At 72.9% G+C, this 21,251-nt stretch carries 21 protein-coding genes; 6 read left to right on the top strand and 15 right to left on the bottom strand.

What is annotated here, in order from left to right:
• Window positions 1-34 precede the first annotated feature (34 nt).
• The 6 genes from ACIBCJ_RS17050 to ACIBCJ_RS17025 form a co-directional block, all read right to left on the bottom strand.
• Window positions 35-1,135: an ionic transporter y4hA gene (locus ACIBCJ_RS17050; RefSeq protein WP_362506790.1), complete on the bottom strand. Its 1,101-nt coding sequence runs from the start codon at window positions 1,133-1,135 to the stop codon at window positions 35-37.
• 183 nt (window positions 1,136-1,318) lie between these two features.
• On the bottom strand, window positions 1,319-2,320 hold the full coding sequence (locus ACIBCJ_RS17045; RefSeq protein WP_362506793.1) for a TerC family protein: 1,002 nt from the start codon (window positions 2,318-2,320) through the stop codon (window positions 1,319-1,321).
• A 249-nt stretch (window positions 2,321-2,569) separates the two neighbouring features.
• Window positions 2,570-4,585 carry a TerD family protein gene (locus tag ACIBCJ_RS17040; protein WP_365980221.1) on the bottom strand — a complete coding sequence of 672 codons (2,016 nt, stop codon included), beginning with the start codon at window positions 4,583-4,585 and terminating at the stop codon, window positions 2,570-2,572.
• 222 nt (window positions 4,586-4,807) lie between these two features.
• Window positions 4,808-5,386 (bottom strand): TerD family protein, encoded by a 579-nt coding sequence (locus tag ACIBCJ_RS17035; RefSeq protein WP_030185838.1) that lies wholly within the window; start codon window positions 5,384-5,386, stop codon window positions 4,808-4,810.
• Window positions 5,387-5,539: 153 nt separating this feature from the next.
• Window positions 5,540-7,678: an excinuclease ABC subunit UvrB gene (gene uvrB, locus ACIBCJ_RS17030; RefSeq protein WP_365980219.1), complete on the bottom strand. Its 2,139-nt coding sequence runs from the start codon at window positions 7,676-7,678 to the stop codon at window positions 5,540-5,542.
• Window positions 7,679-7,718: 40 nt separating this feature from the next.
• A complete protein-coding gene (locus tag ACIBCJ_RS17025) occupies window positions 7,719-8,597 on the bottom strand; it encodes an MHYT domain-containing protein (protein WP_362106244.1) in 879 nt (292 codons plus the stop codon).
• Window positions 8,598-8,887: 290 nt separating this feature from the next.
• On the opposite strand from ACIBCJ_RS17025, the gene ACIBCJ_RS17020 reads away from it, so the two are divergent.
• Both ACIBCJ_RS17020 and ACIBCJ_RS17015 read left to right on the top strand, forming a co-directional pair.
• Window positions 8,888-9,757: a glycerophosphodiester phosphodiesterase family protein gene (locus ACIBCJ_RS17020; protein ID WP_365980218.1), complete on the top strand. Its 870-nt coding sequence runs from the start codon at window positions 8,888-8,890 to the stop codon at window positions 9,755-9,757.
• Window positions 9,758-9,805: 48 nt separating this feature from the next.
• Entirely contained in the window at window positions 9,806-10,360 is a 555-nt protein-coding gene (locus ACIBCJ_RS17015; RefSeq protein WP_365980217.1) for a methylated-DNA--[protein]-cysteine S-methyltransferase, read from the top strand.
• A gap of 18 nt (window positions 10,361-10,378) precedes the next feature.
• Here the strand turns inward: ACIBCJ_RS17015 and ACIBCJ_RS17010 are convergent, their stop codons facing one another.
• Window positions 10,379-10,807 carry a VOC family protein gene (locus ACIBCJ_RS17010; RefSeq protein WP_362106235.1) on the bottom strand — a complete coding sequence of 143 codons (429 nt, stop codon included), beginning with the start codon at window positions 10,805-10,807 and terminating at the stop codon, window positions 10,379-10,381.
• Between the two features lie 136 nt (window positions 10,808-10,943).
• On the opposite strand from ACIBCJ_RS17010, the gene ACIBCJ_RS17005 reads away from it, so the two are divergent.
• Both ACIBCJ_RS17005 and ACIBCJ_RS17000 read left to right on the top strand, forming a co-directional pair.
• Entirely contained in the window at window positions 10,944-11,852 is a 909-nt protein-coding gene (locus tag ACIBCJ_RS17005; protein ID WP_362106232.1) for a pseudouridine-5'-phosphate glycosidase, read from the top strand.
• The gene (locus ACIBCJ_RS17000; RefSeq protein ID WP_365980215.1) at window positions 11,849-12,784 is read left to right on the top strand and encodes a PfkB family carbohydrate kinase; all 936 of its coding nucleotides are present in this window, start codon (window positions 11,849-11,851) and stop codon (window positions 12,782-12,784) included. Before ACIBCJ_RS17005 ends, ACIBCJ_RS17000 begins: the two co-directional genes overlap by 4 nt.
• Before the next feature lie 6 nt (window positions 12,785-12,790).
• On the opposite strand, the gene ACIBCJ_RS16995 is transcribed toward ACIBCJ_RS17000, so the two are convergent.
• The 4 genes from ACIBCJ_RS16995 to ACIBCJ_RS16980 form a co-directional block, all read right to left on the bottom strand.
• Window positions 12,791-13,585 carry a methyltransferase domain-containing protein gene (locus ACIBCJ_RS16995; RefSeq protein WP_365980214.1) on the bottom strand — a complete coding sequence of 265 codons (795 nt, stop codon included), beginning with the start codon at window positions 13,583-13,585 and terminating at the stop codon, window positions 12,791-12,793.
• 81 nt (window positions 13,586-13,666) lie between these two features.
• Entirely contained in the window at window positions 13,667-14,299 is a 633-nt protein-coding gene (locus ACIBCJ_RS16990; RefSeq protein WP_365980213.1) for a uridine kinase, read from the bottom strand.
• A gap of 248 nt (window positions 14,300-14,547) precedes the next feature.
• Complete coding sequence (locus ACIBCJ_RS16985) at window positions 14,548-14,823, bottom strand: DUF397 domain-containing protein (RefSeq protein WP_362106220.1); 276 nt, start codon at window positions 14,821-14,823, stop codon at window positions 14,548-14,550.
• On the bottom strand, window positions 14,824-15,684 hold the full coding sequence (locus ACIBCJ_RS16980) for a helix-turn-helix transcriptional regulator (protein ID WP_362106217.1): 861 nt from the start codon (window positions 15,682-15,684) through the stop codon (window positions 14,824-14,826). It lies immediately after the preceding gene.
• Between the two features lie 268 nt (window positions 15,685-15,952).
• On the opposite strand from ACIBCJ_RS16980, the gene ACIBCJ_RS16975 reads away from it, so the two are divergent.
• Window positions 15,953-16,600, top strand: coding sequence for an ATP-binding protein (locus tag ACIBCJ_RS16975; RefSeq protein WP_362106214.1), 648 nt, complete (start codon window positions 15,953-15,955; stop codon window positions 16,598-16,600).
• Window positions 16,591-17,031, top strand: a complete 441-nt coding sequence (locus ACIBCJ_RS16970; RefSeq protein WP_362106211.1) for a hypothetical protein — start codon at window positions 16,591-16,593, stop codon at window positions 17,029-17,031. Before ACIBCJ_RS16975 ends, ACIBCJ_RS16970 begins: the two co-directional genes overlap by 10 nt.
• Window positions 17,032-17,046: 15 nt before the next feature.
• On the opposite strand, the gene ACIBCJ_RS16965 is transcribed toward ACIBCJ_RS16970, so the two are convergent.
• The 4 genes from ACIBCJ_RS16965 to ACIBCJ_RS16950 form a co-directional block, all read right to left on the bottom strand.
• The gene (locus tag ACIBCJ_RS16965) at window positions 17,047-17,232 is read right to left on the bottom strand and encodes a hypothetical protein (protein ID WP_362106208.1); all 186 of its coding nucleotides are present in this window, start codon (window positions 17,230-17,232) and stop codon (window positions 17,047-17,049) included.
• A 155-nt stretch (window positions 17,233-17,387) separates the two neighbouring features.
• Window positions 17,388-18,077, bottom strand: coding sequence for a DUF899 domain-containing protein (locus tag ACIBCJ_RS16960; protein WP_362506807.1), 690 nt, complete (start codon window positions 18,075-18,077; stop codon window positions 17,388-17,390).
• A gap of 179 nt (window positions 18,078-18,256) precedes the next feature.
• Window positions 18,257-20,119 carry an FUSC family protein gene (locus tag ACIBCJ_RS16955; RefSeq protein ID WP_365980212.1) on the bottom strand — a complete coding sequence of 621 codons (1,863 nt, stop codon included), beginning with the start codon at window positions 20,117-20,119 and terminating at the stop codon, window positions 18,257-18,259.
• A gap of 223 nt (window positions 20,120-20,342) precedes the next feature.
• A complete protein-coding gene (locus tag ACIBCJ_RS16950; RefSeq protein WP_362106199.1) occupies window positions 20,343-21,125 on the bottom strand; it encodes a nucleotidyltransferase domain-containing protein in 783 nt (260 codons plus the stop codon).
• Between the last annotated feature and the right edge of the window lie 126 nt (window positions 21,126-21,251).

The following is a 21,251-nucleotide window of genomic DNA, read 5'->3' as shown; positions in this document are numbered from 1 at the left end:
CGCTGACGGCGACGCACCGACGCCCGCGTCTCGCCTACGGGTTGACGGCCAGTTCCAGGTACGCCGCGAACAGCACCAGGTGGACGCCGCCCTGCAGAGGCGTGGCCCGGCCCGGCACGACCGTCAGGGAGGCCACCACCACGGTGAGGGCGAGCAGCACCAGGTGGACGGAGCCGAGACCGAGGACCAGCGGTCCGGAGAGCCACACGGAGGCCAGGGCGACCGCGGGGATGGTCAGGCCGATGCTGGCCATGGCCGAGCCGAGCGCCAGGTTCAGGCTGGTCTGCACCCGGTCGCGGCGCGCGGAACGCACGGCGGCGATCGTCTCGGGGAGCAGGACCAGCAGCGCGATGATGACGCCGACCACGGCGTGGTGGAGTCCGGCGGCCGCCACGCCGTCCTCGATGGTCGGCGACACGCCCTTCGCGAGGCCGACGACGCCGATCAGGGCCAGCCCCAGCATCCCCAGGCTGAGCAGCGCCGTACGCGAGGACGGTGCGTGGGCGTGCTCCTCGGCGGTGATCACCTCGCCCTGCCGGGTGATCGGCAGGAAGTAGTCGCGGTGCCGCACGGTGAGGGTCGCGATGAACAGGCCGTAGAGGACGAGCGAGGACAGCGCCGCGAAAGTCAGCTGCAGGGTGGAGAACTCCGGGCCGGGCGCGGTGGTGGTGAACGTCGGCAGGACCAGGCTGAGGGTGGCGAGGGTCGCCACCGTCGCGAGGGCGGCGCCGGTGCCCTCCGGGTTGAACACCGCGATCCCGTGACGCAGGGAGGCGACCAGGAGGCTGATCCCGACCACCCCGTTGCAGGTGATCATGACGGCCGCGAAGACGGTGTCCCTGGCCAGGGTCGCGCTCTTGTCGCCGCCGTCCGCCATCAGGGTCACGATGAGCGCGACCTCGATGACCGTGACGGCGATGGCGAGGACGAGGGAGCCGAAGGGCTCGCCGACCCGGTGGGCGACCACCTCGGCGTGGTGCACGGCGGCCAGGACGGAGACCGCCAGGACGACGGTGAGCAGCGCGACGACCGCGCCGGGCAGCGAGCGGCCCCAGGTCAGGGCCAGCAGCACGACCGCGATCACGGGCGTGACGGTCGTCCACTGTGCGAGGAGCGCCCTGCGGCCGGTGACCATGCGGCGATCGTCGCAGAGGGCGACCGGGCCCGCACGCCGGGCCTGCGGGCCTCTCACCCGGGAAGCACGGCGAGTACAGCGAGCACGGCGGGAGCGCAGCGCAGAGATCGGCGGGAGCGCAGATCGGCGGGAGCGGCGGACGGCTCCGTGCCGTTCGCCGCTCCCGCTCCCGGGCCGGGTGGATCAGGCCTCGACGCTGTCCTTCGACGCGTCGCCGCTCTCCGCGGCCGCCCTTTCCGCCTCCGCCTGCTTCTTGGAGGCGCGCAGGCTGGTGATCGTGGTGACGATCAGGACGGAGCAGATCACGCCGAGCGAGACCGGAATGCTGATCTCGGGCACGTGGACGCCGGACTCGTGCAGGGCGTGCAGCACCAGCTTGACGCCGATGAAGCCAAGGATCACGGACAGGCCGTACGACAGGTGCACCAGCTTCTTCAGCAGACCGCCGATGAGGAAGTACAGCTGGCGCAGGCCCATGAGAGCGAACGCGTTGGCCGTGAACACGATGTACGGGTCCTGGGTCAGACCGAAGATCGCCGGGATGGAGTCGAGCGCGAAGAGCACGTCGGTGGTGCCGATCGCGAGCATCACGACCAGCATCGGGGTCATGATCCGCTTGCCGTTCTCCTCGATCCACAGCTTGGTGCCGTGGTACCGGTCGGCGACGCCGAAGCGGCGCTCGGCGGCCTTGAGGAGCTTGTTCTCCTCGAACTCCTCGTCGTCCTCGTCGGCCCGGGCCTCCTGGATGAGCTTCCAGGCGGTGTAGATGAGGAACGCGCCGAAGATGTAGAAGACCCAGGCGAAGCTCGCGAGGATCGCGGCACCCGCGGCGATGAAGACGGCCCTGAGCACCAGGGCTATGAGGACACCGATGAGCAGGACCCGCTGCTGGTACTGCGAGGGCACCGCGAACTTCGCCATGATCAGGACGAAGACGAAGAGGTTGTCCACGCTCAGCGACTTCTCGGTGATGAAGCCCGCGAAGAACTCGCCGGCCGGCTCACCGCCCCCGAAGAGGAGCAGGCCGAGCCCGAAGAGGCCCGCCAGGGCGATCCATACGCCGGTCCAGATGCCGGCTTCCTTGATCGATACGTCATGCGGCTTGCGGCCGATGAAGAAATCGACCGCGATGAGGGCGGCAAGGCCCACGATGGTCAGGACCCACAGGGTCACGGAAACTTCCACTGCGCCTCCGGCAGTACGTCACACGGCAGATGTCAGCGTCGTCGCTGCCGGAGGTCTCTTCCACCCCGGTCCGGGACGCGTGACGCGCTCGGACCACGGGCCGACGCCCCGGGATCTGGCCTGATCCGTATTGACGGGTACGCCGCACAGACAGGGAGTACTCCCCTCCGTACGGAAGACAGTACCCCAATCACCAAGGGAAGGTAAAGAGATTTGCAAATTAAGCTCAAAAGACCAGCTCGGAGGCGGTCACCGGTCCCATGAGCGGCGGGCGGCGGCGACCTGGTCCAGCACCTTCCGGAGCACCTGGCTGCCGGGGGGCACGACCGGCGGCTCGTACGTCCAGGCATGCCCGACCCACGGGTCGGCGAGGTGGTCGTCGGCCACCGGCGTCAGCCGCAGCAGCGAGCGCCACAGCGGGTCGAGCAGCGGCCCGAACCCGGCGGACTCCTCGCGGTCGGCGACCATCATCAGGTGGACGCCGACGGCCGGCCCCTCGTCGGCGAGGTAGCGCAACTGGTTGACCGCGCGGTCGTCGAAGCCGTGCGGGAAGTCGTTGACGATCAGCAGCTGCTGCGAGGTGTCGAGACCGGGCGGCAGTGCGTCGGGAGCACCGCCGCGCAACGCCATCTGCACCAGGTCGACGCGCTGGGTGAGCCGCGCGAGCACGTCCGCCGCCCCCGCGGCGCCCTGGGCGGGCGGCGCGGCGAGCACCCCGCTCTGCACCAGGGGTGCCAGTGCCCGCGCCCCCGATCCGGCGGGATCGATGACGTGCACGGTGAACTCGCCCGCCGGGTAGACGGCGAGCAGCCGGGCCGCGTGGGCGACGGCCGTCTCCAGGCCCAGGCGCCGCATCTCGTGGGAGTCGGCGAACGCGCCGTCGATCGAGGAGGAGCGCCCGCTGTCGATCCACAGGCCGCGTTCGAGCGGCAGCCGGATCAGCATCGGAACGCGTAGGCGGTCGGCCTCGGGCAGGTGGAGATCGCCCAGCCGCAGGGCCATCGGTATCTCCATGGGGACGCGGTAGGCGTGCCAGACGGGGTTGTCCCAGCGCGCGAACGCCGCAGGCAGGGCGGGCTCGACGACCTCCGCCTCCGCGACGAGCTGGGCGACGTCCCGGTCCAGGACCTCCTTGGCCTGTGACACCAGCAGGCCGTGCCGGGCCCGCGCCGCTTCCCGGGCGGCGTCCCCCTGGCCGCCGATCCGGCTGCGCGGGTCGGACAGCACCTGGTCGAGTTCCTTCTCCATGCGGGAGTCGGCGAAGTCGACGGCGCTGCGGTAGGCGGCCGCGGTGCGGGCCAGGTCCTCGAACATGCCCCACACCTGGTTGTAGAGCCGCTCCTCCATGGACCATCCGGTGGCGTCACCCGCGACGGGCTGAGCGGGCCGGCCGGGCTCGGCCGGGGGCGCGGCCGGCGGAGGCGGGGGCGGTGCCCCGTTCTGCCGGCGGGGATGGCTGTAGTCGATCGGGCCGCCCGCGGCGGACCCGGCCGGCCGGCCGACGGTGGCGGGCTCCCCCGGGCCGTCCGGGTACGGCTGCTGCGTCCCGTGCTGCCCCGGCACCCCGGAGGTCTGCGGGCCGGGGGCGGGCACGCCCTGGGGGTCGTACGGAGACGTCGGCGGCAGGGGGCCACCGGGGCCGGTGCCGGGGGCGGCGCCGTGGTCAGGACCGTGCGCCGGGGCGGCGGCGGGAGGGGCCGGTACCGCTCGGGCCAGCCCGTCCGCCACCGCCTCCTGGATGCTCCCCGCGAGCTGGTGGGCCTGGGCCAGTCTCTGGTCCGCGAACAGCTCGGCGAGGCCGCCCGCGTAGCCCTGGCCGACGGCGCGGACCTTCCAGGCGCCCTGTCGCCGGTACAGCTCCAGGGCGACGACGGCGGACTCGGCCTCCAGGCCGGTGATGGTGTAGCTGGCGACCTCGTCGCCGTCGAGGCCGGTGACGGCGACGAAGGGGGCGGCGACGGCACCGAACCGGGCCGGCCCCCTTCCGCCGGCGGGCAGGGCGAGCAGCACGCTGACGCGGTGCACGGCGTCCGGCACGGCGTCCAGGTCCACCGCGAGGCGGTGGTCGGCGGCGGCCTGACGGGAGACCTCGAGGCCCGGCTGCGTGGGTGCGCCCGGGTGGGCCACCCATTCGACGCCGTGGATGGTGCCGTTCTCGTCGCCGAGTGTCGCACCGGCCACGACCGGCGTGCCGGCCGAGACCCGGATCTCGAGACGGGCCCCGGGAAGCGGGTGGTTCTGTCCCCGCGTCAGCTCGGCCGTCATCGCCTTCTCCCCCTGTGTCGTTCGTGCGTCACCCGCGAGGCGTCGTGCGGGCCCGGCAGGCCCCGCGGGCGGGACCGGCCGGTCGGTGCCAGGATGCCGCGGGCGGACCGTACCCCGACGGACGGAGCCCGCTGCGGACCGGGCCACTGCGGGCCGGCGCTGCTGCGGACCGGGCCGCTGCGGGCCGGACCCCAGCGGCCCCGGCATCCCGCGGATCGGCTGCTACAGGACCGGCAGGATCGCCGGCATCAGGTCCTGGAAGGTGCGGCCGTTGGCCGGGGTGCCGATGGCGGTCATCGCCCAGCCCTGGCCCGCACGGTTCACCTTGGCCATGATCTGGGCCGTGAAGGCCCCGCCGCCGGCCAGCGTGTAGCGGGCCAGCTCCTGGCCGTTGGTCTCGTCGACCAGGCGGCAGAAGGCGTTCTGCACTTCCTGGAAGGTCTGGCCGGTGAAGGAGTTGACCGTGAAGACGATCTGGTCGATGTGGACCGGAACGCGCTGGAGGTCGACGAGGATCGCCTCGTCGTCACCGCCCTGGCCGACACCGCCGACGAGGTTGTCCCCGGTGTGGCGCACCGAGCCGTCGTCGCTCACCAGGTGACGGAAGAAGACGACGTCGACCGGCTGCTTGTCCGCGAAGAGGACCGCGGAGGCGTCCAGGTCGATCTCCCGGGTGCGCGAGCCGAAGAGGCCGCGCCGGGGAGCCGCCTGCCAGCCGAGACCCATGCGCACCGACGTCAGGCTGCCGCCGTCGCTCTTCTGCAGACTGATGGCCTGACCCTTGGTCATGTTGACGGTCACGCGCTGATCCCCTCTCGAACTGTCCCCTGTTGCCGCGTACTCGCGGTTGACCAGAACCCTACGCAGGGGCACTGACAGTGCCCCACCCCGGTCCGTGCTTTGTGTCGGTCTTGCAACACAGCGGCTGCCGCGGTGGGCTGCTCGGACGGGCCGTCAGGCCAGTCCCGCCTCCTTCATCTGGCGCAGTTCCTTCTTCATCTCGGAGACCTCGTCGCGCAGCCTCGCCGCGATCTCGAACTGGAGGTCGGCCGCGGCCGCCCGCATCCGGGTGGTGAGGTCCTCGATCTGCTCGGCGAGCTCCGCAGCCGGCCGGTCGGTCACGGCCGTCTCCCTGGTCCGGCCCCTGGCCGCCTTGGTCCCGCCCGCGGCCTTGCCGCCCAGCGCGGGCACGGGGGCCTTGGCGCCCTTGCCCTCCTTGCCCTGGCGGTAGCCCGAGCCGAGGAGCTGCTCAGTGTCGACGTCCTCGCGGGCGATCTGGGCGACGATGTCGTTGATCTTCTTGCGGAGCGGCTGGGGATCGACACCGTTCGCCGTGTTGTACGCGATCTGCTTCTCGCGGCGGCGGTTGGTCTCGTCGATGGCCTTCTCCATCGCCGGTGTGATCTTGTCCGCGTACATGTGGACCTGGCCGGAGACGTTGCGCGCCGCGCGGCCGATGGTCTGGATCAGGGAGGTGCCGGAGCGCAGGAAGCCCTCCTTGTCGGCGTCGAGGATCGCCACCAGGGACACCTCGGGCAGGTCGAGGCCCTCGCGCAGCAGGTTGATGCCGACCAGGACGTCGTACTCGCCGGCGCGCAGCTCGCGCAGCAGCTCGACCCGGCGCAACGTGTCGACGTCGCTGTGCAGGTAGCGGACCTGGATGCCGAGCTCCACGAAGTAGTCGGTGAGGTCCTCGGCCATCTTCTTGGTGAGGGTGGTGACCAGGACGCGCTCGTCCTTCTCGGTCCGCGTGCGGATCTCGTGCACCAGGTCGTCGATCTGGCCCTCGGTGGGCTTGACGACGACCTCCGGGTCGACGAGGCCGGTGGGGCGGATGATCTGCTCGACGGCGCCGTCGGAGCGGGAGAGCTCGTAGGCGCCCGGGGTCGCCGACAGGTACACGGTCTGGCCGACGCGCTCCTGGAACTCCTCCCACTTCAGCGGACGGTTGTCGAGCGCGGAGGGCAGCCGGAAGCCGTGGTCGACCAGGGTCCGCTTGCGGGAGGCGTCGCCCTCGTACATGGCGCCGATCTGCGGCACCGTGACGTGGGACTCGTCGATGACGAGCAGGAAGTCGTCCGGGAAGTAGTCCAGGAGGGTGTTCGGCGGGGAGCCGGGCGACCGGCCGTCGAAGTGCATCGAGTAGTTCTCCACGCCGGAGCAGGAGCCGATCTGGCGGAGCATCTCGATGTCGTACGTCGTGCGCATCCGCAGCCGCTGGGCCTCCAGGAGCTTGCCCTGCTTCTCCAGCTCGGTCAGGCGCTCGGCCAGTTCCTTCTCGATGTCGTTGACCGCCCGCTCCAGGCGCTCGGGGCCGGCGACGTAGTGGGAGGCCGGGAAGACGTACAGCTGCTGGTCGTCGCTGATGATCTCGCCGGTGACCGGGTGGAGCGTGGACAGGGCCTCGATCTCGTCGCCGAACATCTCGATGCGGACGGCCAGCTCCTCGTAGACCGGGAAGATCTCGATGGTGTCGCCGCGCACCCGGAAGGTGCCGCGGGCGAAGGCCATGTCGTTGCGCGTGTACTGGATGTCGACGAAGCGGCGCAGCAGCTCGTCCCGGTCGTGCTCCTCGCCGACCCGCAGCGGGACCATGCGGTCCACGTACTCCTGCGGGGTGCCGAGGCCGTAGATGCAGGAGACGGAGGCGACCACGACGACGTCGCGGCGGGTGAGCAGCGAGTTGGTGGCGGAGTGGCGCAGGCGCTCCACCTCCTCGTTGATCGAGGAGTCCTTCTCGATGTAGGTGTCCGACTGCGGTACGTACGCCTCGGGCTGGTAGTAGTCGTAGTACGAGACGAAGTACTCGACGGCGTTGTTCGGCAGCAGCTCGCGGAACTCGTTCGCCAGCTGGGCGGCCAGGGTCTTGTTCGGCGCCATCACCAGGGTGGGGCGCTGGACCTGCTCGATCATCCACGCGGTGGTGGCGGACTTGCCGGTGCCGGTCGCGCCGAGCAGGACGACGTCCTTCTCGCCGCCCTGGACGCGCCGGGCCAGCTCGGCGATGGCCGTCGGCTGGTCGCCGCTCGGCTGGTAGGGACTGACGACCTCGAAGGGCGCCACCGTGCGTTCGATCTGGGAAACGGGCCGCATGGGTTCCACGGTACGACCCCGCACTGACAACGGGTCCCGGTCAGCGGTTCTGCGGGGTGCGGGGGCGCCGGTGGACGAGGGGGCGGCGGGTGCGGCGGGCTGGGTGGTGCGCCGAGCGGCGGATCGTGCGCGGGGCTCCGGTGTGGGCGGGGACGCCCGGCTTCTGCTCGGCGGGGGCGGCGGCGGGCTGCCCCATGACCATCTGCGGGTCGAACAGGACGACGACGCCGGCCAGGAGGAGGAAGGCGAGGGGGCCGATCAGCATGGGGGCGAGCAGTTCGGCGGGTGATCCGCCGACGGAGGGCTCGGCCGTGCCGGTGAGGTGGACCTGGACGGCGGCCATGCCCGTGTAGTGCATGCCGGTGACGGCCAGCCCCATGATCAGGGCGGCGCCCACGCTCCACAGGAAGCCCCGCACCTGTCCCGCCGCCCACAGGGCGGCGGTGGCGGCGGCCATGGCTATGACGACCGACACGCCGACGGTGAACGTGTTGTACGTCAGCTGCCCGTCCAGGTGCATCCCGGCCATTCCCAGGTAGTGCATGGAGGCGATGCCCAGTCCGGTGATGGTGCCGCCGGTGAACAGGGCCGTTCCGCGCACCCCCCGGTAGCCCACGATGAAGATCCCGACGCCGACCATGACGATCGCGACGGCCAGGCTGGCGAAGGTCATCAGCCAGTCGTAGCGGATCGGGGTGTGTTCGATCGTGAAGCCCATCATCGCGACGAAGTGCATGGTCCAGATGCCGGAGCCGATCGCCGCCGACCCGAGGGCGAGCCAGCCGGGGCGCCAGGAGCGGGTGACCAGCATGGCCCGGGCGGTGCAGCGGAGGCCGAGGGCTCCGCCGAGGCAGGCCATGAGGTAGGCGACCAGCGGTGTGACGAGTCCGTAGTTGAATCCGTCGACCGTGCTGTGCATGTGCGGCTGCCCTTCCGCCTTCTTACGCCCCGGAGGTGTCCCGGAATTACCTGATGTGCTCCCCCTCCCAGGACCGCGCGAACGATCAGGGCCGAGGCAGAGAGTATGCCTTCCACCGGAATGGTCGAACGATTCTCCGGCAAAGAATCACGGCCTCGCCCCAGTTGTGCCGTCTACGTGAGCGTAGTTGAGCAACTCCATTCAGTCTGTGGCCACTCCGCCACCCTTCTTTATGCACTCTCCGGTGTCACAGTGAAGCTGTCCGTGATCGTTCGACGCGAGGAGTACGCATGCACGTGCGCGCAGTAGCCGTCACGACCACCGCTCTGCTGGGGGTCGCCCTCACGGCTCCCCTCTCGCACGCCCGGGCCGACGAGTCGGGCGGCGACGGGCCCGTGGTCGTCGCCCACCGGGGAGCTTCCGGTTACGCACCCGAGAACACGCTGGCCGCCGTCGACCGGGCGGCCGAGCTGGGCATCAGGTGGGTGGAGAACGACGTCCAGCGCACCCGGGACGGCGAGCTGGTCGTCGTCCACGACGAGAGCCTGGCGCGTACGACCGACGTGGAGCAGGTCTTCCCTGGCCGGTCGCCCTGGAAGGTGAAGGACTTCACCGCCGCGGAGATCGCCCGGCTGGACGCGGGGAGCTGGTTCGGGCCCGAGTACGCGGGCGCGCGCGTGCCGACGCTGGAGCAGTACGTGGACCGCCTGGAGCACAACCACCAGAGGCTGCTCCTGGAGCTGAAGAGCCCCGGACTCTACCCGGGCATCGAGCTGCAGACCCTCAAGGTCCTCGCCAACGAGGGCTGGCTCGACCGGCAGCACGTGACGCGACGGCTGATCGTGCAGAGTTTCGACGCCGACAGCATCCGGACGGTCCACGACCTCAAGCCCTCGGTCAAGACCGGCTTCCTCGGCACCCCGGCCGTGTCGGAGCTGCCTGCGTACGCGGAATTCGCCGACCAGATCAACCCGTCGTACAGCTCGCTCTCCATGAGCTACGTGTCCGCGGTGCACGCGTTCACCGGCCCGCACGGCAGGCCGCTGGAGGTCCTCGCCTGGACGGTGAACGACGCGGCCACCGCGCGCCTGGTCGCCGGGTACGAGGTCGACGGCATCATCACCAACAAACCCGACGTGGTGCGGGACGCCGTGGACTAGACGGTCCTCACCCGGGGCGTTGTCAGTGGCCGGTCGTACTGTGGGCGCATGGACAGCCCCGGGCAGGACGGACAGCGGGTCGTGTGGACGGTCGTCACCACCGGCATCGGTCCGCTGCTGCTGGCCGCGACCGGCGACGGCCTGGTCAACGTCGTGTTCCACGCCGCCGGCGCCGCGCGCGACCGGGCACTCGAAAGGCTCGCGGCCCGGCTGGGCACGGAGCCCGTCGAGGCGCCCGGGTCCCCGCTGCTGGCCGAGGCGACACGCCAGGTGGAGGCGTACTTCGCGGGCGGCAGGCGTGACTTCGACCTGCCGCTGGACTGGTCGCTGATCTCGGGATTCAACCGGCAGGTGCTGCGGGAGCTGGCCGCCGGCGTCCGCTTCGGCCAGGTCGTCGGTTACGGCGACCTGGCCGGCCGGGTGGGCCGGCCGGACGCCGCGCAGGCGGTGGGCATGGCCATGGGGGCCAACCCGTTGCCGGTCGTCGTGCCGTGCCACCGGGTCGTGGAGAGCGACGGCGGCATCGGCGGGTTCGGCGGCGGCGTGGACACCAAGCGGCGGCTGCTGGCGCTGGAGGGCGTGCTGCCCGAGCCGCTGTTCTGAGGGGCGGCACCCCGGGGCCTACTCGTAGTGCCGGGCCTCGACGATGTTGCCGTCCGGGTCGCCGAAGTAGAAGCTCCGCCTGGCCGGGCCGCGGGCGCCGTAGGAGTCGTACGAGAGGTCCGAGACGGGGACGGACTGCTCCCGCAGCCGGGCGCGCAGAGCGTCGAAGTCATGCGCGGGCAGGGACACGCAGACGTGGTTGACGGGATGCCCGGCGCCGGCCTCGGCGCCGGGCAGCATGCGCATCCGGGCCGCCATGGAGTGCGGTGCGAGGTCGAGGATGGTCTCCTCGTTGATCCGCACGGAGGGGAAGCTCACGGTTCCCGCGGCGTACTCGGTGACCCGCAGGGGCTCGAATCCCAGGTTCTTCTCGTAGAAGCCGGCCGCGGCGACCGGGTCGCTCACCCACAGGACGACGTGGTCGAGACGTGCCGTGTTGTCTGTCATGGCCTCAGACTCGTGCCCCCTCCCGGGAGCCGCAACGCTTTTGTTCGCCGCGTCGGCGGGGTTTGGCCCGGTCCCCCGCCCGCCAGGGATGAGGGGGAGCGGAGCCGAGGGAGACCGTAGGACGGGAGGCAGGCGCGTGGTGCTGATGGTGTCGGAAGAGGTGCGGGAGGCGATCGGGGCGCGGCGCCCCGTGGTGGCCCTGGAGTCCACGATCATCGCGCACGGTCTGCCTCGCCCGCGCAATCTGCTGGTGGCGCGTGAGCTGGAGGAGGCGGTGCGGCGGGAGGGCGCCGTACCGGCGACGGTCGCCGTGCTGGACGGACGGCCCCGGGTCGGCCTGGACAAGGAACAGCTGGAGCGGATCGCCAACGAGGACGGCGTCCGCAAGCTCGGGCACCGGGACCTGCCCCTCGCCGTGGCCTGTGGCGCGAGCGGGGCGACCACGGTGTCGGCGACCGCCCGGCTGGCGGCGCTCGCGGGGGTACGGGTGTTCGCGACCGGCGGTCTGGGTGGCGTCCACCGGGAGTGGACGGTGACGCAGGACGAGTCGGCCGACCTGGGCCTGCTGGCCCGCACCCGGATCACGGTGGTCTGCGCGGGTGTGAAGTCCATCCTGGACGTCCCCGCCACCCTGCAACGGCTGGAGACGCTGGGAGTGGCGGTCGCCGGATACCGCACGGACCGCTTCCCCGGCTTCTACCTGTCCGACTCGGGACACCCGGTGGACTGGACGCTGGACGACCCGCGGCAGGTGGCGGCGGTCATGCGGGCGCAGGACACGCTGGACGGGCCGCCGTCCGCGCTCGTGGTCGCCAACCCCGTCCCCGAGGAGGAGCAGCTCGATCCCGCGCTCCACGCGCGGGTGCTCACCGACGCGCTGCACGCGTGCGAGACCGAGGGGATCACGGGCCAGGCGGTCACGCCGTTCCTGCTCGAACGCCTGGTACGGCTCACCGACGGCGCCTCGCTGAGCGCCAACCTGGCGGCGGTGCGGGGGAACGTGCGGCTGGCGGCCCGGATCGCGGCTGCCTGGACCGGGGCGTGACCGTGTCGCCGGGCGGCGCGCTGCTGGTCGTCGGGGACGTGGTCACCGACGTCGTCGCGCGGCACCGGGGACCGCTGGCCGCCGGTACGGACACCGCCGCCTCGGTCCGGCGGCTGCCCGGCGGGGCGGGCGCCAACGTGGCCTGCTGGGCCGCCCACGGGGGATGCGGGGACGTACGGCTGCTGGGCCGGGTGGGAGCCGACGCGTCCGACTGGCACGAGCGGGAGCTGACGGCATGCGGCGTGCGTCCGCTTCTCGTCGTCGACGCGGCGGCACCCACGGGGACGGTGATCTGCCTGGTCGACACCGGTGCCGAGGCCGAGCGGACGTTCCTGACGGACAGTGGGGCGTCGCTGCGGATCGGGCCGGACGACTGGTCGGACGCGCTGCTCGACGGCGTGGGCCGACTGCATCTGTCGGGGTATCTCCTCTTCTCGGAGCCGGGCCGCGCCCTGGTGTCGGCCGCCCTGGCCTCGGCACGCGCGCGTGGGGTGCCGGTCAGCCTGGACCCGGCGTCGGCCGGATTCCTCGCCGAGCTGGGCGTCGGCCGGTTCCTCGGCCTGGTCGAGGGCGTGGACGTCCTGCTGCCCAGCCGTGACGAGGCGTGCCTGCTCACCGGTCTTTCCGACGCGGCGGACGCGGCCGCGAAGCTCAGCCGGTACGTCCCCCTGGTGGTCGCCAAGCTGGGGGCGGACGGAGCGCTGGTGGCCCGGTCCGGCGCCGTGAGCGCCCGGGTCGCCGCCGTCGCGGCGTCACCGCGGGACAGCACGGGCGCCGGTGACGCCTTCACCGGCGCGTTCCTCGCCGCGCTGCTCACGGGCGCGGCGCCCGAGGAGGCGGCGGCGGCCGGATGCCGGGCGGGGGCGCGGGCGGTCGAGAGAGTGGGCGGAAGACCGCCGCGGACGGCCGGCCGGCGGCCGGTCGACGGGTGACCGCGGTCAGCCCTTGCGTCCCCAGGCCGAGATCATCGGCGCCGTCGCGAGGTCCATGCCGCCGGCCGCGACGTTCGCGAGGTGGCGGTCGATGTCGTCGTCGGTGGCCACCCCGGCGGTGACCAGCTGGTCGCGGATCTGCCGTACCGTCGCGGACTCCAGGGCGGCGCACGCGGGCGAGGTGACCGGGAAGTAGGCGTCGGCCTCGACGCGGCGCAGCCCCGCCTCACGGAGCAGCCGGGGCAGCCGGCGGCCGTAGGAGAGGTCGGCGCCGCGGCGGGACAGCAGTTCCCTGAAGCCGTGCCGGAGCCTGTTCGCGAGCTGCTGCTCGGGGCCGTGCTCGTCGGGGCAGAGCAGGGGCTGGAGCGCTGGGTCGGCGTCCTCGACCAGGAGGCGGCCACCGGGACGCAGGGCCTGGATCATCGACCGCAACGCCCGGTCCCGGTCGGGGACGTGGACGAGGACGAGCCGTGCGTGCACGAGGTCGAAGCCGTCCCCGGGCGGTTCCTCCGCGCCCACGTCGTGCACGCGTACCTCCACCGGCGGGCGGCCGGCCGGGGCGACCCGGGAGGTGTCGATGTCCGTCGCGAGGATCCTGCCGGTGGGTCCCACCCGCTTGGCGAGCCACGACACCACGGAGGTGCCTCCGGCCCCGACCTCCCAGCAGCGCCAGCCGGGGCCGACGCCGAGCGCCTGGAGGTGCCGGAACGTGGTGGGGTCGAAGAGGGTTGCGAAGGCGTCGAAGCGCTCCGCCGCCTCGGACTGCCCGTTGTCGAGGAGGTATCCGTCGGTTCGCGTCATGCTGCGATCATCCCAGTTGTCCGGCTTGCCCGAAGGGGGCGACGCTCCGGCGGGAGAGTCCCGCCGGGGCGGCCGTCCGGGTCAGCCGTTCCAGGCGGGGTGCCGCGGATCGTCGGCGCGCACCACGAGGTCGGCGGTGCCGGCCGGGTCGGTCTCCTCGTCGTAGCGCTCGAAGGCGGGCAGGGTCCAGTGCTCGGACTCGGGGGTGCGGCGGCGCAGGGCGCCGGGGGTGAGGAGGAGGTGGACGCTCAGGTCGAACGGGAACCAGTGGCGCAGCAGGAAGGGCCCGTGGACGAGCAGCGCACCGCCGGCGGGGAGCCGGGCGTAGGGGCTGCGGGTGGCGCGGTCGGTGACGGGGTCCCACAGGTCGGGCAGGACCCGCCCGTCCCCGCCGGGCCCCAGGGGGTCGAAGACCTCGCGCCACAGGGCGCCGGTGTCGTACCAGCCGTTGTAGTAGGACTCCGCGTCCCGGTGCCCGTACTCCAGGCGGAGCGAGGCGGGCCGCAGGAAGCCCTCCGTCCCCACCACCAGGGAGGGGCGGCCGCGGACGCGCAGCGCCTCGGAGATCCGTTCCGCGAGGTCGCCGGGGCGGGCGGCCGGGGCACCGTCGAGGGCGACGCGGGTCCAGGCGCTGCCGTCGGCGGGCTCCAGGTCGAGCAGGCGCTCGGCGAGCCGGTCGCCGAGCCGGTCCCAGGTGATCGCTTCCAGTCGCACCCGCCCATGATGCGTCAGTCACCGCGTCGGCCGGCACGTCGGCGGCGAACGTGCCGGCGCTCGCTGCATCAGGGGTCCGGTCCTGCCCGGTCCTGACCCGCCCCCTGGCGGCCGGTCCTCGTCGCGAGGGGTGATCAGCGGTGGGTGATCAGCGGTGGGTGATCGGTGATGGATGATCAACTAGTGCCGAAAAAGCTTAAGAACAACAAGCAACCAGCTTAAGAACAACCAGCAACAGGGCGCACGCCTCAGGACAGCAGGAAGTCCGCCTCTCCCGCCTTCGCTCCCTCGATGAAGGCCGTCATCTCGGCCGAGGTGTAGATCAGCGCCGGCCCGTCCGGGTCGGTGGACTGGCGTACCGCGATCCGGCCGTCGGCGAGCTTCATCGCCTCCAGGCAGTTGCCTCCGTTGCCGCCGCTCCACGGCTTGTGCCAGCCCTCACTGCCCAGTTCACGGGCGGGCATGCCGTTGTAGATCCGCTCCGAGCGGGTCAGGGGCGGGCGCTGGGGTTTGATGCGGTTCATTCACAACTCCTTGCGGAGATCCCGGAGGATCTCCTTCGTGCGATGTGCCGTGGCGGCCTGCGCCGCCATGCGGTCCATGACCTCGAGGTGGGTCGCCACCTCGGCGCGCGCGTCGAGGTAGACGGCGCCGGTCAGGTACTCGCTGTAGACCATGTCCGGGAGTTCCGGCATGGCGAATCGGAACAGCACGAAGGGCCCGTACGTGCCGGGGTGCGGCCCGCTGGAGAACGGGGCCACCTGCAGCGTGACGTTGGGCAGCTTCGTGGCCTCGAGCAGCCGGTCGATCTGGGCACGCATCACCTCCGGGCCCCCGACGGGGCGGCGCAGCGCGGTCTCGTCCATCACGACCCACAGCCGGGGTGCGTCCTCGCGGGTGAGCAGTTCCTGGCGTTGCATGCGCAGGGCGACGTGGCGCTCGATGTCCTCCGGCCGGGTCTGGCCGATGGCGCCCGAACGCAGCACCGCGCGCGCGTAGTCCTCGGTCTGGAGCACCCCGGGGACGAAGTGGGGCTCGTAGGAGCGGATCAGGGCGGCCGCACCCTCCAGGCTGACGTACAGCGAGAACCAGCCCGGCAGGATGTCGTGGAAGCGCTGCCACCACCCCGGCTTGTTGGCGTCCTCGGCCAGCTGGACGAAGGCCTCGGCCTCCTCGTCGCCGACGCCGTAGGCCTTCAGCAGGAGCTGGAGGTACGGGATCTTGAGGGCGACCTCGGCCATCTCCATGCGGCGCACCGTGGCGGGGGCGACGCGCAGGACGCGGGCTGCTTCCTCGCGCTTGAGACCGGCGCGTTCCCGCAGGTCCAGAAGGCGCCGGCCGAGTACGACCTGGCCGACCGTCGGCGCGGACCGCGGCTCGCTCACCGCCCACCTCCTGAAGAGTCCCGAAAGAGTCCTTGCGTCCCTGTTCCGTTGTACGGACAGCCTCGGCGAGCTTCGGTGCGTCCTGGTGCGGACAGCCCGGCGGCGCCATTCGAAGTTCTGTTCGAAAGTCGGGAGCGACTTTCGAACGACCTGAAGTGGCGCCGCTCGACGTGCTGTTGCGAGCAGTGTGCCACGACCGTCCAGACCGTCACACAGCACTCTGCATTTTTCAGAGTGACACTTGCCAAGTGTTCACGGCGGGGCGATAGTGGCAAGCGTGATTCCGTCCGCGCCCTTAGGAACAGACGCCACCGTGGGCTCCCTGGGCCTCGGTGCCGCCATGGGAGCCGGCTCCTCGGGAGCCACCGCCGCCGAGCGCCGGTTCCGTTTCGAGCTGGCCGCCCATCCGGGCTCTCCCTCACAGGCAAGACGCCTGACCCGGGCCCGGCTGAGCGGCTGGGCGGTGTGCGAGGACACCTGTGACACCGCGGCGCTGGTGGTCTCCGAGCTGGTGACCAACGCGATCGTGCACACGGCGAGCAGACACATAGTCTGCGAGCTGCACGACGTCGACGACCTGGTCCGCATAGCCGTACGGGACGAGGGCTGCGCCCCCGGCCAGCCCCACCCCTCGGCCGACCAGCAGCCCGAGGACGAGCACGGCAGGGGCCTGCTCCTCGTCGACGCCCTGTGCGACGCCTGGGGCGCCCACGAGCACGGTCCGGGACTGCTGGTCTGGGCCGAGCTGCCGCGCAGGGCCGACCGTGCGTTCGACGCCCCGGAGCCCCACGACGACCTGGGCTGGGGCGCCCGGCCCAAGCCCGGACCCGCGGACGACACGGGAGACGAGGACGAGGCGGAATCCCACCGTCGGGAGAGCCGCAAGACGCGCGGAACGGGGACCGAATGGCTATGAGGGCTGCGACCGGCATGCGACCGCTCGGCCTCGACACGGTGGTCCGCCTCCAGCGCGGACGGCAGGCCGCCGCCACGCCCCTGCGGCTGCCCGTGCCGGACGGCATGACCGCTCCCCTGGGCTGCGACGCGGTTGCGGTGCCCTCGCTCCTCGCCCAGCAGGTGCTGCCCCGGCTGCCGCGCGTGGGGTGCGTCTACGCCGACGAGACGCACTGGTGGTGGATCGTCCCGTCCGACTCCGACTACGCCCTGGACTGGCCTGCGCCCGCGCGCTACGCGACCGGCGCGGTGGTCCCCGGGGCCGCGGGCCTTCCCCGGCTCCTGCACCGCCCGGACGGCACCGTCCCCTACACGCCGCCCATCCCGCTGTACCTGGCCCTGTGCCGGCTGACCGACACGACGCCCACCTGGTCCCGCCCGGTGAGCGCGTAGGCGCCGGGCGGCGCGTCAGGCCGTCGCGTCACCCGCGGCGTCACCGCGATGCACGACGACCAGGAACATGTCCGAGGCGAGGTCCATGACGACCTCGGCGGGCTGACCCTCAAGACGCCGCGCCTGTGCGAACTCCTCCGCCGGCCAGGACCCTCGCGGTCCGCCTGCGGGAAAGCGTTCGAGCACCGTTCGCCCGTTCACCCCGCACCTCCATGTAGCGCTGTACTCGTAGACCTAAACGCCAACCATGGAGTGAACGCCACGTGCGGTGATCGTACTGAGACACAGTCGACACCCGATCACCGCAAAAGGTGATCCGCGGCTCGGCCGTCCGGCCGTTTCCGCTACGGAGCGTCTCAGCTCTCGTACTCGTCGTGGTAGCGGACCGCGTCGCTGCCCGCGGGCGCGCCGAGAGCCGACGCGCGCCCCTCGGGCCTCTCCCACGCCTCCTGCCGGCCGAGCGCGGTGAGGTCGAGCAGGCTGGTGGTCGAGCCCAGTCCGTCCAGACCGCGCTCGTACGTCGAGTAGGTGTGGAAGACCCGTTCGCGGTCCCTCAGGAAGCAGCTGAGGCCCGGCCGCTCCACCAGCTCGCCGTCGTGTTCGAGCGTCACCTCGAAGTCCGTGTTGAAGTCGCCGGCGTACGACGAGTACCAGGGCAGCGTCCAGCCCATCCGCGCCTTGAACGGCAGGATCCTCGGATACGGCGCCCGGGAGACGGCGGCGAAGGACGTGCCGCGGGCCCGCAGGTGCGCGAGGTGCCCGATCTGGTCCAGGAACGCCGAGCAGCTGCGGCAGCCGGCCTCCCAGTCGGGCGCGAACATGAAGTGGTAGACGACCAGCTGGTCCCGGCCCTCGAAGAGGTCGAGCAGCGTGGCCTTTCCGTCGCCGCCCTCGAAGACGTACTCCTTGTCGAGCTCCACCATGGGCAGCGCCCGCCGTTCGGCGTTGAGGGCGTCACGCGCGCGGGTGGCCGCCTTCTCCTTGGCCAACAGGGCCTCGCGCGCCGCGCGCCAGTCGGCGCGGGTGACGATCTCGGGCAGCGACATGGCTCCAGCCTCCTGTGCGGCGTACGACGTGCGGCTCGCGTCGTGCGGCTCGCGTCGTGCTTCGGTCCGACGGCCGACGGTCCGAAGCGGTCGGGCCGTCCGGGTGGTGACCGAAGGGCGGGGCGGAACTCATCGCTGCCCGGCAAGATTGTTTTGGCGGTGCCGCTGAGCTGGCCTTTTCAGGCGTCGCGCGTCCGGAGGCAGCGCCCGCGCCGCTCGGCGAGTTCGTCGCGCAGGGCGGTGAGCCGCTCGGTGTGGCAGGGGGTGAGCCGCCCGGTGTCGTCCAGGTGCACGGCGCATGCGGTGGTGGTGTCGACGAGCCGTTCGAGGACGGCGGCGATCTCGTCCGTTCCCTCTGAGTGCCGGGCGAGGGCGGGCAGTTCGGCGGCGGCGCGGGCGACGGCGGCACGCGCGGCGGCCAGGGTGCGGTAGGCCTCGCGGCGCAGCGTCCACCGGGTGGCCCGGTCGCCGGACTCGCTCAGTACGTGCCCGAGGTAGGCGTGCGCGGCGGCGTCGGCGGCCTCGAGGCCGGCCCGGATGCCGGCGCCCCGCGGCCCCGGCAGCGGCAGGTGACCGACGACCAGCACGATCGCGCAGGCCAGCAGCGTCTCGCCGATGCGGCCCGCGGAGGCCTGCGGTTCGCCGCCCACCATGACCAGTGCGAGGACGAGGACGGTGACGACGGTGGTCTGGGCGGCGAAGTGCCGCGCGGCGACCGGCACCAGCGCCCCGCAGACGGCGACGAGCGCGACGAGCCCTTCCGGCCGGGGCAGTACGGCCGCGAGCCCGGCGAACAGCAGCGCCCCGAGGACGGTCCCGGCCGCCCGGCACAGCACCCGGGACGCGAGCGGGCCGAGGTCGGGCTTGACGAGGAAGACGGCGGTGGCGGGCAGCCAGTACCAGTGCTGGTGGGAGCCGTACCAGTGGCCGTGGTGCAGTGCCTGGGCGATGGCGGCACTGGCCCCGAAGCACAGTCCGGCCCGCAGCCCGTACTCCCGCCCGCCGGCGCCGAGCACGGCACCCGCCAGGGCGCGGGGCGACCGCCTCCGGGTGTGCAGGTCGACGCCCCGGCCCCGGTCGAAGGCCTCCGCGGCGTGCAGCAGGGCGTCGTCCAGGGCGCGCAGGGCGGGGTCGGTCCGGCTGGGCGCGGGCAGCGGCCCGGCGTGGGTGCCCGCGCGCACGGCGGCGGCGAGCCGCCGGGGTCCTTCGGCGGCCCGCGCGGGCACGGTCCGCCCCGCCCAGGCCAGCGCGGTCGCGGCCTCGCCGAGGGGCAGCGCGGCGGCGTACCGGGCGTGCAGCCGGCGTTCGGCCGCGGTCGAGGCGCGACGCCGCAGCCGGGGTCCGGCGAGCGCGTCCTGCGCGTGGTCGAGGGCGGCGGTGAGCGCGGCGCGGCGCGGCACGGCGTCGCCCGTACCGACGGCGTCGAGCAGTGCGGCGACGGCCTCGTAGACGTCGGCGACGGCGGCCCGCTCCCCGTCGAAGCGGAAGTCGAGCCGGCGGTCGCCGGCCAGGGAGCCGGGCGTGGGCAGGGCGAGCCGCAGCAGGAGCAGCCATCCGGCCCCGGCGAGGAAGGCCGGCACGCTCTGCCACGCCGGTCCCGGCAGCGGCATCCCGGCGCCCACGGCGCTGCCGACCAGCAGCTGCGTGCCGGTCGCCGACGCCACCGGTCCGACGGCACTGACGCCCCCGGCGACCAGCCCCAGCCCGGTGAGGACCAGGGTGAGGACCGGGGCCTCCAGGTGCAGGCCGGCGTACGTCCCGACGAGCAGCCCGGCCGCCCCGGCGAGCGCGGGCAGGCCGATCCTCCCCACCGAGGTACGGCGGCTGCCCGGCCGGTCGTTGATGCCGGCCAGCATGGCGGCGATCGCGGCGACGACCCCGAGGCCGGCCCGTCCGGCGGCCAGGGCCGCGATCAGCAGCGGTCCGGCCGCCAGCGCACCCCGGACCACCGCGCTCCACGGCACGGGGCCGCGCTGGGCGTTCAGGGCGTGGCCGAGCCAGGGCGGGAGGGCGCGGGAGGCGGGGAGGGCGGCGCGGAACACGGGGTGCGGGGCTCCAGTCGTCCGGTGGAGGCGGTGGTGAGCCTGCGGGCGACGGTGACCGGGCCGGGGTGCGTGATTCAACGATAGGGGAGCCGGTCGGCGGACCGGAAACGCGCGTGTTGCGCGGACGTGACGACTCGTGACGATCGCCCCGCCGCTGCTCCCTCCCCCGCTGTTCCCTCCCCCTCGGGTCGTTGCACTCCGGGCCGGGTACCGTCCCGCGTCACGCCCGCCGGGCCGCCTCCACGGCACCCCCGAGCAGCGACTCGCAGTCGCCGACCGCCCGTGCCAGGGTCTCCGGCTCCGTCGTCAGGCCCGCCACCAGTGCGTCGACCCCGTCGAGCCCGGCCCGCCCGAGCATCCCCTTCTCGTTCGTCACCCACTCCCCCCGCGCCGCCAGGACCGCGTGTGCCGTCTGGGTCGCGGCGAGCGCGATCGCGCCGGCGACCTGGGTGAGGGCGCCTCTGGGGGCGTGGCCGGCCCTGGCGTAGGCGAGGGTGGCCGTTGCGGCGCCGTACCAGCGCTCGGGGGCGGTGTCGCGCAGGGCCCGCGGGTAGGCGGGGCGGGGCAGGTCGCCGCGCAGCACCTCGTCGACCGCCAGCTCCGCGACCAGGAGGTACGTCGGAATGCCCGCCAGGTGGAACAGCAGCGGCTCGATGCCGAAGCGGCCCGCCTGGGCCTGCGTCACCTCGCGCTCGACGACGTCGAGGTCGCGGTAGTGCACGTCGACCCGGCGCCCGTCGATCGTCAGCCAGGCGCCCCCGTTGAAGACACCGCCGCCCCAGGCCCCGACCTCCGAGACCTCCCCCGCCCAGCCCACGGCGCGCAGGTCGTCGGGGTCGAAGGCGCCCCGGTAGTAGACCGCCAGGTCCCAGTCGCTGTCGGGTCGGTGCGTGCCCTGGGCCCGGGAACCGCCGAGGGCGACCGCCCGGACCGTGGGCAGGGCGGCGAGCCGGTCGGCGGTGGTGTCGAGGAACGCCCGGTCCGTGAGGGTGGAGGTGGGCACGGGTGCGCACTCCTGAGGGTCGGGCGGGCGCGACGGACGCCGGAAGCCTAGGCGTCCCGGGGGGCCGGCCGCGAGGGATATTCGGGTGCGCGGGGCGGGCGCGGGGCGGACGATCGGCGGGTCGTC

This window comes from Streptomyces sp. NPDC051136 (assembly GCF_044455745.1).
Lineage (GTDB): Bacteria > Actinomycetota > Actinomycetes > Streptomycetales > Streptomycetaceae > Streptomyces.
The sequence above is the reverse complement of the archived record's forward strand: the minus strand, read 5'-3'. Positions and strand labels throughout refer to the sequence as shown.

Bases quoted from the DNA above. Each gene is read 5' to 3' on its own strand.
- ACIBCJ_RS17050 (WP_362506790.1), bottom strand. From the start codon at position 1,135: ATGGTCACCGGCCGCAGGGCGCTCCTCGCACAGTGGACGACCGTCACG.
- ACIBCJ_RS17040 (WP_365980221.1), bottom strand. From the start codon at position 4,585: ATGACGGCCGAGCTGACGCGGGGACAGAACCACCCGCTTCCCGGGGCC.
- uvrB (WP_365980219.1), bottom strand. From the start codon at position 7,678: ATGCGGCCCGTTTCCCAGATCGAACGCACGGTGGCGCCCTTCGAGGTC.
- ACIBCJ_RS17025 (WP_362106244.1), bottom strand. From the start codon at position 8,597: ATGCACAGCACGGTCGACGGATTCAACTACGGACTCGTCACACCGCTG.
- ACIBCJ_RS17020 (WP_365980218.1), top strand. From the start codon at position 8,888: ATGCACGTGCGCGCAGTAGCCGTCACGACCACCGCTCTGCTGGGGGTC.
- ACIBCJ_RS17015 (WP_365980217.1), top strand. From the start codon at position 9,806: ATGGACAGCCCCGGGCAGGACGGACAGCGGGTCGTGTGGACGGTCGTC.
- ACIBCJ_RS17010 (WP_362106235.1), bottom strand. From the start codon at position 10,807: ATGACAGACAACACGGCACGTCTCGACCACGTCGTCCTGTGGGTGAGC.
- ACIBCJ_RS16995 (WP_365980214.1), bottom strand. From the start codon at position 13,585: ATGACGCGAACCGACGGATACCTCCTCGACAACGGGCAGTCCGAGGCG.
- ACIBCJ_RS16985 (WP_362106220.1), bottom strand. From the start codon at position 14,823: ATGAACCGCATCAAACCCCAGCGCCCGCCCCTGACCCGCTCGGAGCGG.
- ACIBCJ_RS16970 (WP_362106211.1), top strand. From the start codon at position 16,591: ATGGCTATGAGGGCTGCGACCGGCATGCGACCGCTCGGCCTCGACACG.
- ACIBCJ_RS16960 (WP_362506807.1), bottom strand. From the start codon at position 18,077: ATGTCGCTGCCCGAGATCGTCACCCGCGCCGACTGGCGCGCGGCGCGC.